The 16,039-nt window shown below is 71.2% G+C and carries 10 protein-coding genes; 3 read left to right on the top strand and 7 right to left on the bottom strand.

Annotation, left to right across the window (positions count from 1 at the left end; all coding sequences use genetic code 11):
• Positions 1 to 26: 26 nt before the first annotated feature.
• Together VH569_RS17020 and VH569_RS17015 are read right to left on the bottom strand one after the other, a co-directional pair.
• Complete coding sequence (locus tag VH569_RS17020; RefSeq protein WP_423316391.1) at positions 27 to 950, bottom strand: MBL fold metallo-hydrolase; 924 nt, start codon at positions 948 to 950, stop codon at positions 27 to 29.
• A gap of 41 nt (positions 951 to 991) precedes the next feature.
• Positions 992 to 1,636, bottom strand: coding sequence for a DsbA family protein (locus tag VH569_RS17015; RefSeq protein ID WP_423316390.1), 645 nt, complete (start codon positions 1,634 to 1,636; stop codon positions 992 to 994).
• A gap of 122 nt (positions 1,637 to 1,758) precedes the next feature.
• On the opposite strand from VH569_RS17015, the gene VH569_RS17010 reads away from it, so the two are divergent.
• From VH569_RS17010 to VH569_RS17000, 3 genes are all read left to right on the top strand, one after another.
• The gene (locus tag VH569_RS17010; protein ID WP_423316389.1) at positions 1,759 to 2,679 is read left to right on the top strand and encodes a LysR family transcriptional regulator; all 921 of its coding nucleotides are present in this window, start codon (positions 1,759 to 1,761) and stop codon (positions 2,677 to 2,679) included.
• Positions 2,680 to 2,791: 112 nt separating this feature from the next.
• Positions 2,792 to 4,441, top strand: coding sequence for a GMC family oxidoreductase (locus VH569_RS17005; RefSeq protein WP_423316388.1), 1,650 nt, complete (start codon positions 2,792 to 2,794; stop codon positions 4,439 to 4,441).
• 162 nt (positions 4,442 to 4,603) lie between these two features.
• On the top strand, positions 4,604 to 8,101 hold the full coding sequence (locus VH569_RS17000) for an indolepyruvate ferredoxin oxidoreductase family protein (protein ID WP_423316387.1): 3,498 nt from the start codon (positions 4,604 to 4,606) through the stop codon (positions 8,099 to 8,101).
• 7 nt (positions 8,102 to 8,108) lie between these two features.
• Here VH569_RS17000 and VH569_RS16995 read toward each other — a convergent pair whose 3' ends face one another.
• The 5 genes from VH569_RS16995 to VH569_RS16975 are packed head-to-tail and all read right to left on the bottom strand — an operon-like array spanning position 8,109 to position 15,968.
• Entirely contained in the window at positions 8,109 to 9,794 is a 1,686-nt protein-coding gene (locus VH569_RS16995; protein ID WP_423316386.1) for a tetratricopeptide repeat protein, read from the bottom strand.
• Between the two features lie 13 nt (positions 9,795 to 9,807).
• Positions 9,808 to 10,524, bottom strand: coding sequence for a cellulose biosynthesis protein BcsN (gene bcsN / locus VH569_RS16990; RefSeq protein WP_423316385.1), 717 nt, complete (start codon positions 10,522 to 10,524; stop codon positions 9,808 to 9,810).
• A complete protein-coding gene (locus VH569_RS16985) occupies positions 10,514 to 12,352 on the bottom strand; it encodes a hypothetical protein (protein ID WP_423316384.1) in 1,839 nt (612 codons plus the stop codon). The genes bcsN and VH569_RS16985 overlap by 11 nt, the downstream gene beginning before the upstream one ends.
• The gene (locus VH569_RS16980; protein ID WP_423316383.1) at positions 12,349 to 13,419 is read right to left on the bottom strand and encodes a glycosyl hydrolase family 8; all 1,071 of its coding nucleotides are present in this window, start codon (positions 13,417 to 13,419) and stop codon (positions 12,349 to 12,351) included. The genes VH569_RS16985 and VH569_RS16980 overlap by 4 nt, the downstream gene beginning before the upstream one ends.
• Positions 13,416 to 15,968 (bottom strand): cellulose biosynthesis cyclic di-GMP-binding regulatory protein BcsB, encoded by a 2,553-nt coding sequence (locus VH569_RS16975; protein ID WP_423316382.1) that lies wholly within the window; start codon positions 15,966 to 15,968, stop codon positions 13,416 to 13,418. Before VH569_RS16975 ends, VH569_RS16980 begins: the two co-directional genes overlap by 4 nt.
• Between the last annotated feature and the right edge of the window lie 71 nt (positions 15,969 to 16,039).

Genomic DNA, 16,039 nt, shown 5'->3' with positions numbered 1-16,039 from the left:
CCGGCGCGGCGAGAGACGGTGGGGGCTCAGCCCCACTTCATCTCGCCGGTCGCCACCTTGGCGCCGATGTCGAGCGCGATGCCCATCCCGGCATCGGGATAGCGCCGCGTCATGGCGGCGATCAGCTCGGCGCTGGTCTTCGCCTTGGCAAGCTCCTCCTCGAAGGCGAGCAGATAACCCCTGGTGTGGGCGATGGCGGCCGCATCGGAGGCCGCACCCGGTGCGGCATGGCCGGCGACCACCACCGCCGGCTTGCGGGCGGCCATGGCGTCCAGCGCCTTCACCCAGGCGGCCCGCGCCTCCGCCGTCGGGGTGTCGGCGGTCCAGACATGCAGGCCGGAGAACACCAGCACCCCGCCGAAGACCGCCTGCAACGACGGCACCCACAGGTAACGGCGGTTGGGCAGCCCCTGGGCATCGACGATCTCGACGGTCTGGCCGTCCAGCGTCAGGGACGCACCGTCGAACGGCTGCGGCATCACCACCTCGGCCAGCGTCTGCGGGCCGTTCTCCTTCAGCTTCGGCCCCCAGACCGCCAGCTTCTTCTCGACATTGCCCTTGATCGCCTCGACGGTGGCGCTGGCGGCGATGACGCGGGCATCGGGGAAGGCCGCCTTCACCGGACCCAGGCCGAAATAATAGTCGGGGTCGCTCTGGCTGACATAGATGGCGGTCAGCCGCTTGCCGGTCGCCTTTATGGCATCGGCCAGCGCCCTGCCGTCGGACAGGGTGAAGCCGCCGTCGATCAGGATCGCCTCGCTGTCGCCGGACAGCAGGACCGGAGACCGGAAGAAGCCGCCCTCCCCGGCGGGAAACGCCTGCCAGCGGAGCGGACCGGCCGTCGGAGTTGCCGCAGCAGCAAGCGCGCCGGCCGGGGCCAGGAGGGTGGCCGCCCCCGCCAGCGTCAGGGCATGCGCGGCGGTGGCAAGGAGGTCCCTGCGTGTGATCATCGTCGATGTCCTTGAGTTCGGTGCGGGTTGGGTGTTCGCAGTCAGCCGGCGCTGAGAATGGCGGCCAGCCGGCCGGGCTTGGAGAAGAGGATTTCGGAGTCGAGCTTGCGCCGGTGCGATCCGTCGTCGAACAGCAGGGTCGGCACGCCGCTGGCGCGGTAGGCGGCCATCAGCTGCCGGCCGCGCTCCACCCGCGCGGCGTCGGCGACCGTCAGCTCGTCAGCCCCCTCGACGAAGAGCGACGCCGCGGCATCGAGCCCCAGGCCGGTCAGGATGGCGGCCAGCGTCGCCGCCGCGGTGATGTCGAGCCCGTCGGCATAGCGCGCCGACTGGATGGCGGCCAGTGCCGCAAACTCGCGGTCGGGCGCGGTCAGCGCGACCGCCGTCAGGGCCAGCGTCGCCGGACCGCTGTCGATCCTCCGGCTCCGGTCGCCCAGGACGCCGGTGCGGTAGCGCTCGCTGAAGACCTGCCCGGTCAGGGCGTGGATGCGCTGATCGTAGGCCCAGGCATGGGCGGCAAAGCCGTCGTCCAGCGGCCGGGCGCCCGCGCCGGAAAACAGGCCGGTCGGCAGCAGTTCCAGCACGAGATCTTCGACATCCGACAGCGTCGCGATTGCCGGCGAAGCGCCGTAGCACCAGCCGCAGAGCGGGTCGAACAGATAGGTGACGATCCTGGTCCGGCTCATGAACAGCATCCGTGGCTGGCGGTGGGGCGATGGGGATGACCTTAACCGCAGCCGATTGTGCTGGGTAGCCAGCACAAAACCGACATATCGTATGCCATTGGCAAACAATCGTCAGGCGCCCGATGAGCGACCCCAGGCATCTGAACCGCATCGCCTATTTCGCCGCGGTGGTGGAGACCGGTTCCTTCACCGCGGCGGCGGCGCGGCTGGGCATCACCAAGGCGGTGGTCAGCCAGCAGGTGGCGAAGCTGGAGGAGGAGGTCGGCGCCAGCCTGCTGGTCCGCACCACCCGCAAGGTGCGGCCGACCGAGGCCGGCATGGCCTTCCACCGCCGCTGCGTCGTGATCCTGCGCGAGGCCGAGGATGCCTTCGGCGAACTGGCGGAGACCGCGGCGGCGCCGTCCGGGCTGCTGCGGCTGACCGCCCCCTTCGATTACGGGGTCGCGGTCGTCGTTCCGGCCATCGCCGCCTTCGTCGCCGCCCACCCCGCCTGCAAGGCCGACATGGCCCTGTCCGACCAGTCGCTCGACCTCGTCGGCGGCACCTTCGATCTCGCCATCCGCGTCGGCTGGCTGGCCGACACCAGCCTCCAGGCCCGCCAGTTCGGCAGCTTCCGCCAGCTTCTGGTCGGCACCCCGGCCCTGGCCGCCCGGATGGGCGAGGGAGGTGACAAGGACGCCGGGCCGGACGACATCGCCGCCCTGCCCTTCGTCGCCAACACGGTGCTGCGCAACCCGCTGAGCTGGCAGTTCACCGCCGCGACGGGAGAGGTGCGCACGGTGTCGCCGCGGGCATCCATCGCGCTGGACGCCACCTTCGCCGTGCGCGAGGCGGTGCGCGAGGGGGCCGGGCTGTCGGTCCTGCCGGATTACTGCGTGGCCGACGATCTGGCGTCCGGCCGGTTGGTCCGCCTCCTGCCGGGCTGGAGCCTGCCGCCGGGCGGCATCCATGCCGTCTTTCCCGCCGCCCGCTTCCGCCCGACCAAGGTGCGGGCCTTCGTCGATCTGCTGACCGAGCGCGAGCGGCGGCGGATGGCGGGGTGAACGGGGATTCCGCAGCGACGGATCCTGCTGCGGCGAAATTTCGCTGGATCGTCCGCACCGTCAGCAATCTAATATGCCTGACAAATCAACAGATCCCTGGGGAGGGACGCGGATGGCGGACGGAACGGCGGACGTGCTCGACTTCGGCAGCTTCGACTACATCATCGCCGGGGGCGGCACGGCCGGCTGCGTGCTGGCCAACCGGCTGTCGGCCGATCCCGACGTCTCGGTCCTGCTGCTGGAGGCCGGCGGCAAGGACAGCTGGATCTGGCTGCACATCCCCGCCGGCTACCTGTTCTGCATCGGCAACCCGCGCACCGACTGGTGTTTCAAGACGGAGGCCGAGCCGGGGCTGAACGGCCGCAGCATCCATTACGCCCGCGGCAAGGTGCTGGGCGGCTGCTCGTCGATCAACGGCATGATCGCCATGCGCGGGCAGGCGCGCGATTACGACGAATGGGCCGCCCTCACCGGCGACAGCCGCTGGAGCTGGAACGAGGTTCTGCCGGTCTTCAAGGGCAGCGAGGATTACTGGCGCGGCGCCGACGAGATGCATGGCAGCGGCGGCGAATGGCGGGTGGAGCGGCAGCGGCTGCGCTGGGACCTGCTCGACCGCTTCGCCGAGGCGGCCCGGCAGGTCGGCATTCCCCGCAACGACGATTTCAACCGCGGCGACAATCTGGGCGTCGGCAGTTTCGAGGTGAACCAGAAGGGCGGCATCCGCTGGAGCGCCGCCAAGGCCTTCCTGCGCCCTGCCCTCGACCGCCCGAACCTGAAGCTTGCCATCGATGCGGCCATCGACCGGGTGGAGATCGCCGACGGCCGTGCCACCGGCATCCGCTTCACCGTGAATGGCCAGCCGGCACGGGCGGCGTCGAAGATCGAGACGGTGCTGGCCGCCGGGTCCATCGGCAGCCCGGCGATCCTCCAGCGCTCCGGCATCGGCCCGGCGGCGCATCTGAAGTCGCTCGGCATTCCGGTGGTGCTGGATGCGCCGGACGTCGGCGCCAATTTGCAGGACCATCTGCAACTGCGCATGATCTACAAGGTCGACGGCATCGTCACGCTGAACAAGCGGGCGGGCAACCTGTTCGGCAAGGCAATGATGGGGCTGGAATATGCGCTGTTCCGCAAGGGGCCGCTGACCATGGCGCCCAGCCAGCTCGGCGTCTTCGCCAAATCGTCGCCGGAAGTCGAAAGCGCCGACCTGGAGTATCATGTGCAGCCGCTGTCGCTGGAGAAGTTCGGCGATCCGCTGCACGGCTTCCCCGCCTTCACCGCCAGCGTCTGCGACCTGCGCCCGGCGTCGCGCGGCTGGACCCGCATCACCACGGCCGATCACCGCGCCAACCCGGCCATCGCCCCCTGCTACCTGTCCGATCCGGCCGACCGGGCGAAGGCGGCCAAGGCGCTGGCGCTGACCCGGCGCATCGTCTCGCAGCCGGCGCTGGCCCCCTACCATCCGCAGGAATACAAGCCCGGCCCCAGCTTCCAGACCGAGGAGGAGCTGGCGCAGGCCGCCGGCGACATCGGCACCACCATCTTCCACCCGGTCGGTACCTGCCGGATGGGCGGCACGGACGACGCCACCGCCGTCACCGATGCGGAGATGCGGGTGCGCGGGGTGCGCGGCCTCCGGGTGATCGACGCCTCGGTGATGCCGACGCTGACCTCCGGCAACACCAACACGCCGACGGTGATGATCGCCGAGCGCGGGGCCGCCCTGATGCGGGCCGACCGCCGCGCCGCCCTGCGGGGGTAACCCCGTCCGGACGCGCCGGTGCCGCGCAAAGATTTCGCTGGCCAGACCAATAATCCGCAACAGGATTTTCCGAACGCCCCCGATCCCCGGCCAACCCGCAAAATCATTTGCCTGCGAAAGGCGCAGACTTGTCCCCAGAAAAGAAATCCGAGGGGACTAGAGATGGACGGCATGCAGCCGGGATTGCGGGGAGGCCTGCGGCCGGAACAGGCGGAGATCGACCGGACCTATCGCCTGGACGACCGCTATTGCCGGGCGGAGGGCCAGGTCTATCTGTCCGGCACCCAGGCGCTGGTCCGTCTGCTGCTGCTCCAGGCGGAGAGCGACCGGCGGGCCGGGCTGAACACCGCCGGCTTCGTCAGCGGCTATCGCGGCTCGCCGCTGGGCGGGCTGGATCAGGCGCTGTGGCAGGCCAGCCGGCATCTCGATGCCAACGCCATCACCTTCGTCCCCGGCGTGAACGAGGATCTGGGCGCCACCGCCGTCATGGGCACCCAGCAGGTCGAATCCTCCGGCGAGGCCACCGTCGATGGCGTGTTCGGGATGTGGTACGGCAAGGGGCCGGGGGTGGACCGCTCCGGCGACGTGCTGAAGCATGCCAACGCCTATGGCAGCTCGCCGCGTGGCGGGGTTCTGGCGGTGGCCGGCGACGACCATGGCTGCGTGTCCTCCAGCATGCCGCACCAGAGCGACCTTGCGATGATCGCGTGGTCGATGCCGGTGCTGAACCCGTCGGGCGTGCGCGAGTATCTCGATTTCGGTCTCTACGGTTACGCCCTGTCACGCTTTTCCGGGGCCTGGGTCGGCTTCAAGGCGATCTCGGAATCGGTGGAAAGCTCCGCCACCGTCCAGCTGCCGTCGCTGGAGCGCGGCTTCCTGCCGGTGGCGTTCGATCCGCCGCCGGGGGGCTTGCATTACCGCTGGCCCGACCTGCCCAGCCTCGCCATCGAGGAGCGGCTGGCGGCCAAGGTCGCGGCGGTGAAGGCCTTCGCCCGCGTCAACCGGATCGACCGCAGCGTGTTGGGGACCGGTGGCTGGCTGCGCATCGTCACCACCGGCAAGGCGCATCTCGACCTGATGGAGGCGTTGCGCCTGCTGGGCATCGGCCCGGCGGAGGCGGCGGAGATCGGGCTGTCGGTCCACAAGATCGGCCTGTCCTGGCCGCTGGAGCCCGACTTCGCGCTGACCGCCGCGCGGGGGGCGGAGGAAATCCTGGTGGTCGAGGAGAAGGCGCCGGTCGTCGAAGGTCAGCTGAAGGACCTGCTGTTCCACCTGCCGGCCGGCGAGCGCCCGCGCGCCGTCGTCGGCAAGACTGACGAGTTCGGCGCGCATCTCCTGCCCGCCACCGGGGAGCTTCGCCCCTGGATCGTCGCCAAGGCGCTGGTGGAGCGCATCCGCCACCGCTTCCCGCAGCGTGATTTCTCCGCCCGGTTGGCGGATCTCCTGCCGGGCGAGGCGCCCGCCGCCCCCACCCTGCCGCGCACGCCCTATTTCTGCTCCGGCTGCCCGCACAACAGCTCGACCAAGGTGCCGGAGGGCAGCAAGGCGATGGCCGGCATCGGCTGCCATTTCATGGCGTCGTGGATGGACCGCGACACGGTGGGGCTGAGCCAGATGGGCGGCGAGGGCGTCAGCTGGATCGGGCAGGCGCCCTTCAGCAAGCGCCCGCACATCTTCCAGAATCTGGGCGAGGGCACCTATTACCATTCCGGCCTGCTGGCGATCCGGCAGGCGGTGGCCTCCAGGATCAACATCACCTACAAGATCCTGTTCAACGACGCCGTCGCCATGACCGGCGGCCAGCCGGTGGACGGCCCGATCTCCGTCGACGCCATCACCCGCCAGCTGGCGGCGGAGGGCATCACCCGCATCGCCGTGGTCAGCGACGCGCCGGAGAAATACGACAGCCGATCCGCTCTGGCCCCCTTCACCACCGTGCATCACCGCGAGGAGCTGGACGCCGTTCAGCGCGAGATGCGCGAGATTTCCGGCGTCACCGCCATCGTCTATGAGCAGACCTGTGCCGCGGAGAAGCGCCGCCGGCGCAAGCGCGGCACCATGGCCGACCCGGCGCGCCGGATGGTGATCAACGATCTGGTCTGCGAAGGCTGCGGCGATTGTGGCAAGAAGTCGAACTGCCTGTCGGTGCAGCCCAAGCAGACCGAATTCGGCGTGAAGCGGCAGATCGACCAGTCCAGCTGCAACAAGGATTATTCCTGCGCCGACGGCTTCTGCCCCAGCTTCGTCTCGGTGGTCGGCGGCACCTTGCGCAAGCCAAACCCCGACAGCATCGCCGCGCGCTTCGCCGACGATCTGGCGGCGCTGCCGCTGCCGCATTTTTCCAGCACGGACGACCCAGCAGAAATCTTGATCGTCGGTGTCGGCGGCACCGGCGTCGTCACCATCGGTGCCGTGCTGGCGATGGCGGCGCATCTGGAGGGCAAGGCGTCCTCGGTGCTCGATTTCATGGGTTTCGCGCAGAAGGGCGGTGCGGTCTACAGCTACCTGCGGGTGGCGGGTGACACGGCGCGGCTGAATCAGGCGCGGATCGACCCGAAGCAGGCACAGCTGGTGCTGGCCTGCGACACGGTGGTCGCGGCCTCGCCGGACGCGCTGAAGACGGTGCGGCTCGGCCGCACGCGGGTGGTGGCGAACGCCCATGTCGCCCCCACCGGCGCCTTCACCCGCGACGGCAGCAAACTGCCCGATGCCGGATCGCTGCTGCGCAGCTTGCGCCGTGCCGCCGGACCCGAGCGGGTGGAGGTGGTGGACGCCAACCGGGTGGTCACCGCACTGTTCGGCGACAGCATCCTCGCCAACGTCTTCCTGATGGGCGTCGCCTTCCAGAAGGGGCTGCTGCCGGTCGGGCTGGAGGCGCTGACCCGCGCCATCGAGCTGAACGGCACCGGCGTGCCCGCCAATTTGCGCGCCTTCGCCTTCGGCCGCCTCGCCGTGCACCGGCCGGAGCTGCTGGCGACGCTGGGCGCGGAGGAGGAGGCGCCCGCCACCGATCTGGCCAGCATCGTGGAGCGGCGGGCGGCGTTCCTGGCCGACTATCAGGACCGCGCCTATGCCGACCGTTACCGCGCGCTGGTCGAACGGGCGCGGCAGGCGGAGGCCCGCGTCGCCCCCGCATCGACCGCGCTGGCCGAAGCGGTGGCGCGCAGCGCCTTCAAATTGATGGCCTACAAGGACGAGTATGAGGTCGCCCGCCTGCACAGCGATCCGACCTTTGCCAAAAGCCTGAAGGACCGTTTCGACGGCGAGTGGAAGCCGGTCTTCCACCTCGCTCCGCCGCTGCTGTCGCGCGACACCAACGGCTATGGCGAGCCGCGCAAGATGGCGCTCGGCGCCTGGATCCTGCCGGTGTTCCGCGGGCTGGCGGCGATGAAACGGTTGCGCGGCACGGCGCTCGACCCGTTCGGCTACACAGCGGAACGGAAGATGGAACGCGCCCTGGTCGCCCGCTACGAGGCCACGGTGGCGGAGATCGCCAAGCGGCTGACGGCCGACCGGCTCGCCACCGCGGTGGAGCTGGCGGCCTTGCCGCAGGAGATCCGCGGTTTCGGTCCGGTCAAGCACCGCGCGCTGGAGGCGGTGGAGCCGCGCTGGCAGGCGCTGGAGCAGCGGCTGCGGGAGCGGACGGCGCAGGCGGCGTGAGGACGCCTCACTTTTCGAGGAAATGCAGGAAGGGGAAGGCTTCGAAGTCGAAGTGGATCAGGGCCGGCGCCCCGCCGCTGCGGACCAGGTGGTCGTGGGTGCAGTAGGGGGCCGCCTGATCCAGCCCCCAGAAGGCCCGGCCCTCGTCGAAATGCCGGCCGATATAGCCGACGACGAGGTCGAGATAGCGCTGCGCCGCCGGTGTGCGGTTGAAGGCGAGGAAGCCGGCGAGGAAATCGCGGGTCGGCCCGCGGCCCCGCCGATCCTGCATCACCGCCACGTCCCAGGACGGCCACGCCGCCATGGCGAGGCCGGGATCGGCGAGCAGCAGCGCATCGACATCGATCTGGATCACCGGCCCGGCCCCCGCCCGCAGAAGCTGCTGCGTCACCGCGAAACGGGCGGAGGCGTAATAGGTCAGCCGCACCGGCTCCGGCAGGGCGCCAAGATCGATTGTCTCGAAGGAGACGGACAGCGGCAGGCCGTCGCACTGCTTCGCCCGCGCCAGCCGCATCAGCTCCGCCTCGACATCGGCCGGCGGGTTGACGATATGGACATGCAGGGTGCAGGACGCGGCCTTGTCCTGCCATGTCTCAAGGAAGCCGGCGCCGAAGCGGCGCCAATAACCGCCGTCGCAGCCGACCAGCAGGATCGGCCGGCCATCGGACTTCGCGGCCACTGGCATGCGGCGGGCAGCGCGGGCGAAGCAGTCCGGCGGCTCGGCGGCCAGCGCTTCGAAGAAGGCCGGCCCGCTGCGCACCATCGACCACAGCAGCATCTCGAAATCGGCGGCGATCTCCGCCGCCGTCCAATGGCGGGCGAACTTGCGGAAATAGCGCTCCGCAAGGGCGAGCCGCTGCCGCCGGTAGAGGGCGTAGCAGACCACCGACAGGGCGACGCTGTCGCGCGGCTCCGCCATCAGCCGGCGACGGGCGGCGGCGGCGACCCGCTCCAGCGTTGCGTCGTCCATCACGCCGGTCTGGACCGCGACGACCGCCGTCCCGAACAGGTTCCGGCCGGCATCGCCATGGCCACCGTCGGCGGCACGGCCGAAGGCGGCGATGGCCTCGGCCAGGGCCGCCCGGTCGACCAGCCGGCCGGCAGCGGCGAGCGCGACGCCCATCACCCGGCTCGCCGCCAGCCGGCACAGGCCGAGACGGTACAGGCAGTCGGGCCGGCCGGGCTGGAGCGCGTCCAGCCGCTGGTACTGCGCCTCGGCCTCCGCGGTGCGATCCTGGGCATAGAGACAGTCGCCGAGCCGCAGCAGGTAGCCGTCATTGTCCGGCGCCAGCCGCAGGGCCCGGCCCAGCGCGTCCGCCGCCGCGGCCCCGTCGCCGAGGTCGGTCAAAGCGCCGGCGAGATTGCCGAACGGCTTGACCCAGGCGGGGTCGAGTACCATCGCCGCCCGATGCTGGCCGGCCGCCCGGTCCGCCTGCGCCGTTGCGCGCAGCGCCGATCCCAGATTGTCGCGGTAGGCGGCGCAGAGGGGATCCCGGCCGATTGCCTCGCCGATCAGCCGAACCGCTTCGGCATGCTCGCCCGACTGGTGATGCAGCACGCCAAGCAGGTGCCACGCATCGGCCACCTCGGGTGCCGCCTGGATGATCTTCCGGTAGATGTCCGCCGCCTCGGCCAGCCGGTTGCCCTGATGCAGGCCGACGGCGATGCGCAACGCTTCCGATACGGTGGCCATCGCGGGCGCGCTCCTAAAGTCCCCCCAGATCCTGCGCTTCCAGGATCGTCTCCGGCAGGGTCAGGGTCAGGCCGTCGAAGGGGGCCAGCAGGGCGCGGATGTTGGAGCCGACGCCGCAGACCCGGTATTCCAGCCGCACCGCCTCGATCCGTTCCGGCAGCATCCGCTTGTGGTCGGTGATCAGCTGCCAGGCCAGCACGCAGCTGTTTTCCTGGTCCTGAGCGGTCGCATAGTCGTAGTCGCCGTAGCGGTTGCGGCGGGCGATGTCGGCGACCTTCACCTTCATGTCGGGAAATTCACGGCGGGTCGTCACCGTCAGCGTTTCCATGGTGTAGAGCGGCACCGGGAAGACGCGCGGCGGCTGGACCAGGGCGCCGAACAGGCTGTCCGGCAGGGTCTGCACGTCGACGGTCAGGCGGTTCTCCCCGGCCAGCGAGGTCGGGTTGCCGAGCGCCACGTTGTAGGTCTTGTAGACCGTGCCGGTGTCGCGCATGCGGGCGGCGACGATGGGGAAGTCGCGGCTGTCCGGCAGGGTCACCGGCAGCGCCGCCGGCTGGATGCGGCGCCAGGGGGTGGCCGACTGGGTCAGGTTGTCGCGGACCCAGCCGGCGCAGCCGGAGGTCAGCAGCGTGGCCGCCAGCGCCGCCCACAGCATGGCGCGCCCTGCGGTCCGGGGCATGAGGGTCGCGGCCATCCGCATCACGGCCATCGGGGCTTCCTTACCAGTCATGGTAGATCGTCTTCCAGGCAGTGGAGAGGCCTTCGCGCGATTCCTCGGTGCTGAGCCGGTCGTCGATGGACTTGAACTGCACATAGGCCTCGTCATAGCGCATCAGGTTGTACAGCGCCCAGCCGCGCACGATGCCGAGGTTCCGCGGTTCCGGCTCCAGTTCCTTGCGGGCGTCGAGCAGGCGCAGCACGTCGTTGTAGCGCTTGTCCTCCAGCGCCCGGCCGGCCTCCGTCGCCATCAGCGAGGCGCGGATTTCCGCCCGCTGCGTCGCGGTCAGGTTGGCGCGCGGCAGGTCGCGGGTCAGGCCGGTCACGTCGCCGGTCGCCAGCCGCGCGATGGCCTGCCCATAGGCGTTCTCCTGGGCCGGCGTCGCCGTCTGCGGCAGGCCCGATGCGGCGGGGCTGCGGCTGCCCGCCTTTCCGGCCGCTGCTCCGGCCGCCGAAGCCCCGCCTTTTGCGGGTTCGCGGGCCGGTTCGCGGGCGGCCAGGGTCTGCGCCTCGGCGAAGGCGGCCTCGGCCTCCGACGGGCGCTTCAGCTCCAGCAGGCACCAGCCGCGCTGCTGCAACAGGGAGGCGGTCGGGCCGCTTCTGGCGATGGTGCCGCGGATGATGCTGATGCACGCAGCGAAATCGTGGCGGGCCAGCGCGCGGTCGAGCTCGCTCGGGCCCTGCGGCGCGCTGCGTCCGCCGCCGGGGCCGGAGGGGCCGCGCGGCGGATCCACCGCCTTCAGCGCCTGGTCGATGCGGCTCGACTTGCCCTTCCAGGGCGCGGCGGCGGCACGGGCCTGCGCCTTGTCGCCCAACCCGTTGTAGGCCAGCACCAGCCCTTCCGCCGCCTTGTCCGACGGCGTCCACTCGTTGGCCTGGGTGAACCAGCTCTGCGCCTCGGCGAAATTCTTCTGCTTCTGGAAATACCAGCCGAGCGCGATGGCGCCGTCGGCGTCCTGCTTGTCGCGGACGATGCCCTGGACGCGCGACAGGTCGCCCGCCGACAGGGCGCCGGGCTTGGCGTTCCCGAGGCGCTCCAGCAGGCGGCCGGTCTCCAGCTCCGCCTCGGCGCTGCGGACGGCGGAGTAATCCTCCCCCGTCGCCGGGTTGGCGGTGGCGCCGAGCGCCGACAGCTCGCGCAGCCGCTCCGGGCTAAGATGGCGCGACGCCTTGAAGATGGTGTCGCGCCGCTCCTTCGCCTTGGGGCAGGTGGTGACGATGGTCTTGTAGGTGTCGAAGGCGCGGTCGGTCTGCTTCAGCTCGGCATAGGCCTCCGCCAGACGCCAGGCATTGTCGAGCCGGTTGCAGGCCACCGCCTCCGGCTGGGCGGCGGCGGCATCGACCACCTCCTGCCAGCGCTTGGTGTCGCTGGCGGAGCGGATGCGCCCGGCGCTCTCGGCCAGTTCGAGTTCCTGCAAAAGCTTGTCCGACGGCTGCCAGGACGGCGACTTGCGCCGCTGTTCGGCGATGGCGGCCCGCGCCTCCGCCACCTTGCCGGCGGACATCAGAGTCCAGAACGGCGTCTCGTCGACGCCGGTGGCGGTCGGCTGCGGCGCGAACAGGTCCTTGGGCGGTTCCCAGCCGGGATCGAGCGCGCGCAGGCGGGCGATCTCCGCCTCCATCCGCTCGCCGTCGCCGATGCGGGCGTAATAGCGCAGCGCCGTCTCGTCCACCTTGCCGGCGGCGGGGGCGGAGCCGCTGCCGGGAGCCGGCGCCACCTCCACCTTCACGCCGGGAGCCAGCGCGCGGGCGCCGCCGTTCGACTGCGCCCAGGCATCTGACCCACCAGCCGCGGCGATGCCGGCGAGGAGAAGGGCGGAAAGGAGGAGAGGACGGGTCACGGATCGATCCCCAGGCTTTGCGCCGCCAGCGCGGAAAGATGGGCCAAGGTGGTGGAGTAGTAATCCTCGTCGGGCGCCAGCGGCGGCACCGTCACGGCGTCGCCGGCCCCGGCAAGCTTGCAGGCCAGCCGGTAGACCGCCAGCATGCCGACCGACGCCGCCACCTGGGTGGTGGTGCCGCCCGGCAGCGACACGGTGGCGGGAACCGCCGCGCCGCCAAATTTCGTCGCCAGCGTCGCGAAGGGACGGAAGTAATAGGGATCGCGATAGCCGTCCATCGCCAGATAGAGCGGCACCCGCACGGCGTCGTAGCCATACTGCTTCTTGAAGCCGTCGGCGATGCCCACCGTTCCGGCGGCGTCCAGGGTCATCCAGTCCGGCGGCAGCTGGAAGCCGCCGAAGCGCGCCTTCGACAGCAGCACCAGCCCGGCGTCCGACAGCTTGCCCCAGCGCTCGCCCCCCGGAAGGGCGGCGAAGGCGCGGATGGCGGGAAAAATCCAGTAGCTGGGGTTGAGGACCAGCGTCTCGCCCTTGCGGAAGCCGTCGCGTCCGGGCAGCAGCACGGTCAGCCCGGCCTGCTCCACCAGAACCCCGGCGGCCAGCGCCTTGACGATGGCGGCGGCAGCGGTGCGGTAGGCTTCCGCCTGCCAAGTCTCGGCGGCGCGCAGCAGCGCCCAGGCGATCAGCATGTCGCCGTCCGACGCGTTGTTGCGGTCGGCAACCCCGCCGTCGGGCGTCCAGCGCCAAGCCGCCAGCCCGTCGCCGCGCACCATCAGCACGCGCTGGGTCCAGCCCCACAGCCGGTCGAAGGCGGCGCGGTCGCCCCCCGCCACCGCCAGCAGCATGCCGTAGCCTTGCCCTTCGGAATGGCTGATGCCCTTGTTGCCGGTGTCGACGATGCGGCCTTCCGGCAGCAGGAAGCGCTCGGCGTAGCGGCGCCACGCCGCCCCGTCATAGGGGGCCGCGCGCAAGGCGCCCGGCAAGGCAGCCGGCACTGCCGCGGCCAGCCCGAGGGCGGCCGTCCCGACCAGCATGCCGCGCCGCGATGTTCCGACAGGGGACGTCATGACCCGCTCCGTTCCCGATGCCCGCTCTTCAGCAGAAGGCGCATGCTGACCGTCAGCACCACCGCCGTTCCCAGCAGCAGGGCGAACAGAAGCTCGATCCGCTGCGACAGGTTGCGGGCCAGAATCAGGATCAGGTTGCCGATGTCAAAGGGATTGAGAATGATCTGGTAGGGACGCGACACCTCCAGCGTGGTGATGGCCGGCGCCGCACTGCTCCACAGCGCCCCGCCGCCGCGCAGCTTGTCCCACAGCCCGGCCTCGCCCAGGCTGCGCATGGCGCGGTCGACGGCGCGCGGATCCGCCGCGGTCAGCAGCGTCCAGGTCAGCGGCTCGGCCCCCGGCGCGCGGTATTGCAGCAGCGCCGCCTCCGGCAGGGTTTCGGCATTCTCGGTCAGCGCGACGACGTCGACCGGCGCCTCCTCCACCGTCCAGCTGTTGATGTAGCGCGCCGCCGCAGCCATCACCCGCCGCGCCCAGTCGGGCACCCAGCCGCGCCCGGTGGCGGCCGGATCCTTGGCGTCGCCCGCCATCCGCTGCCAGCGGTTGGCCGCGCCGCCGTCGGCGGCCAGCGCCGAGCCCGCGATGCCCATCTGCTGCCCCAGTCCCTGCGGCACGCCCCCCGGCCGCGCCGGCCCCGGACGGGCGGCAGTGCCGGACCAGCCCAGCCGCAGCCGATCGGCCAGGGCGCGGCGGTCGGCCGCCGCCATCGGCTCGCCACGGGCCTTGGCCTGGGCGATCAGGGCGCCGGCCTCCAGGAGACCGGCCAGCCGGTCGGCCGGCAGCGGGGCCGAGGTGAAGACGGCCTGCGGCAGCGCCGCGACCGGGCCGACGATCAGCGCGTTGTCGTTCGGCAGCCCGTCCCAGCCGGTGTAGGGCACCACCGCCATCAGGTCGCCGGCCCGCTGCGCCAGCTTGGCGGTCAGGCTCCAGGCGGCGCCGAACCAGGCGGGGTCGCGCCCGACGACGACGAGATCGAAGGGCGGCGCCTGCTCTCCCCCGGCGGTGCCACCATAGGGAAAGGCGGTGTTGGCGAAGCCGCCCAGGCTCGGCAGCGTGACCAGACGGGCGAAGCCGGGGATCTCGATGCTGGAGCTGTCCAGCAGGGTGAAGGTCGGGCGCCGCACCGCGAAGACGCAGTCGGTGCCGCCGGCCGGCGGCAGTTCCGCCTCCAGCTCGATCAGGTTGGGGCCGGGACGGAACAGCGCCATCGGCAGCGGCATCTCGCCATTCTCGATGATGCCGCTAGAGCGCTTGTCGATCTCCATGGCGCCGGCCGACTTGCCGTTGACCCGGACGTTCAGAACCGCGCCGGGGCCGAGGTTGCCCTCGAACGCGGCATTGACGTGGAACAGGATGGAGCGGTCGCTGACCGGGGCGAAGCCGGCCGGCAGGGTCAGGCCGAAGCGCCCGGTGTAGCGGTAGCCGCTGTGCTGCACCGTCTGGAAGCCGAGATCCGACAGGCGGTAGCGTCCCTCCACCTGCACCGGCGGGGCCGGCGGCGCGGCCGGGACCGCCGCGTCGGTGACGATCATCGCGGTCTGGGTCGGCAGCGGCCGGGTCACGTCGGCCAGCCGCATCACCGCCTGATCGACCTCCTGCTGGGTCCGTCCCGAGGCGACGGCGACGAAGCCACCGCCGCCGGCGCCGCTTCCCTCCGGACCGCCCTTGTTGACGGCATACGGATAAACGCCGAGGAACGGTCCGCCGATGGCGGCGGCCCGCGCCTCGCCCAGCAGGGGAGCGAGACGGTCGCGGGTGCCGATCAGGATGTTCTTGCCGCCCGGCAGCGGCAGGTTTTCCAGCATCGGGGCGGGAGTGCCGGGAGGGTTGCCGGGCGGAGTGCCCGCGGCGTTGCCCTGGGCATTGCCGGCCGGCTTCACCGGCACCGCCACCACCCGCGGGGTCTGGTCGCCCAGCAGCAGGCCATAGGACTGCGCCACCATGGAGCCCCAGCCGAGATGATCGGCGTCGATCTCGCTGCCGGGCTGGACGATGGCCAGCGGCTCCCGCGCGCGGTCGGCGGAGGCCAGAAGCTGGCGCACCATGGCGAGGTCCGGCTCCGGCACGCCGCCGTCGGACATCAGCGTCAGCGACGAGGCGGCGAGGTTGACCCGTGCCCACAGATCGTAGGTGCCGCGGACCGTGCAGATGGCGCGGTGCTGGGCGCTGGTCTGGAAGACGATCTGGTTCTCGCCGGGGCGGATCAGGCTGCCGGGCAGGGTGATGGAGGCGTTGACCGGCCCGCGGAAGGCGGCGAGCGGCAGGTCCGCCACCGGAGAGCCGTTGATGAAGACCGACATCGACCCCTTTTCGGGCAGGATGTCGATGCCGTTCTCGTAGGTCAGCGTCAGCATGGCGCTGGTCAGCCCGATCACCGGCGGCAGGACGGCGCGCAGCACCACCGTCTCCGTCTCGCCATGCAGCGTGACCTCCGGCTGGCCGTCGCGCAGGTTCGACAGCGGGATCACCCGGCGGTCGGCGGCCAGCGCCGGCGCCGCCCAGCCGGCGCATAGGCCGATCCACAGCGACAGCAGCGCGCTCAGGGCCATCAACAGCGTCCGTGGCGACGCCCGCAGCATCCGGCCCCCGCCGGTTTGGTTTCCCATACCCGCCATCGCCG

The sequence above is a fragment of the Azospirillum sp. 11R-A genome, assembly GCF_049472615.1.
Classification (GTDB): Bacteria; Pseudomonadota; Alphaproteobacteria; order Azospirillales; family Azospirillaceae; genus Azospirillum; species Azospirillum palustre.
The sequence above is the reverse complement of the archived record's forward strand: the minus strand, read 5'-3'. Positions and strand labels throughout refer to the sequence as shown.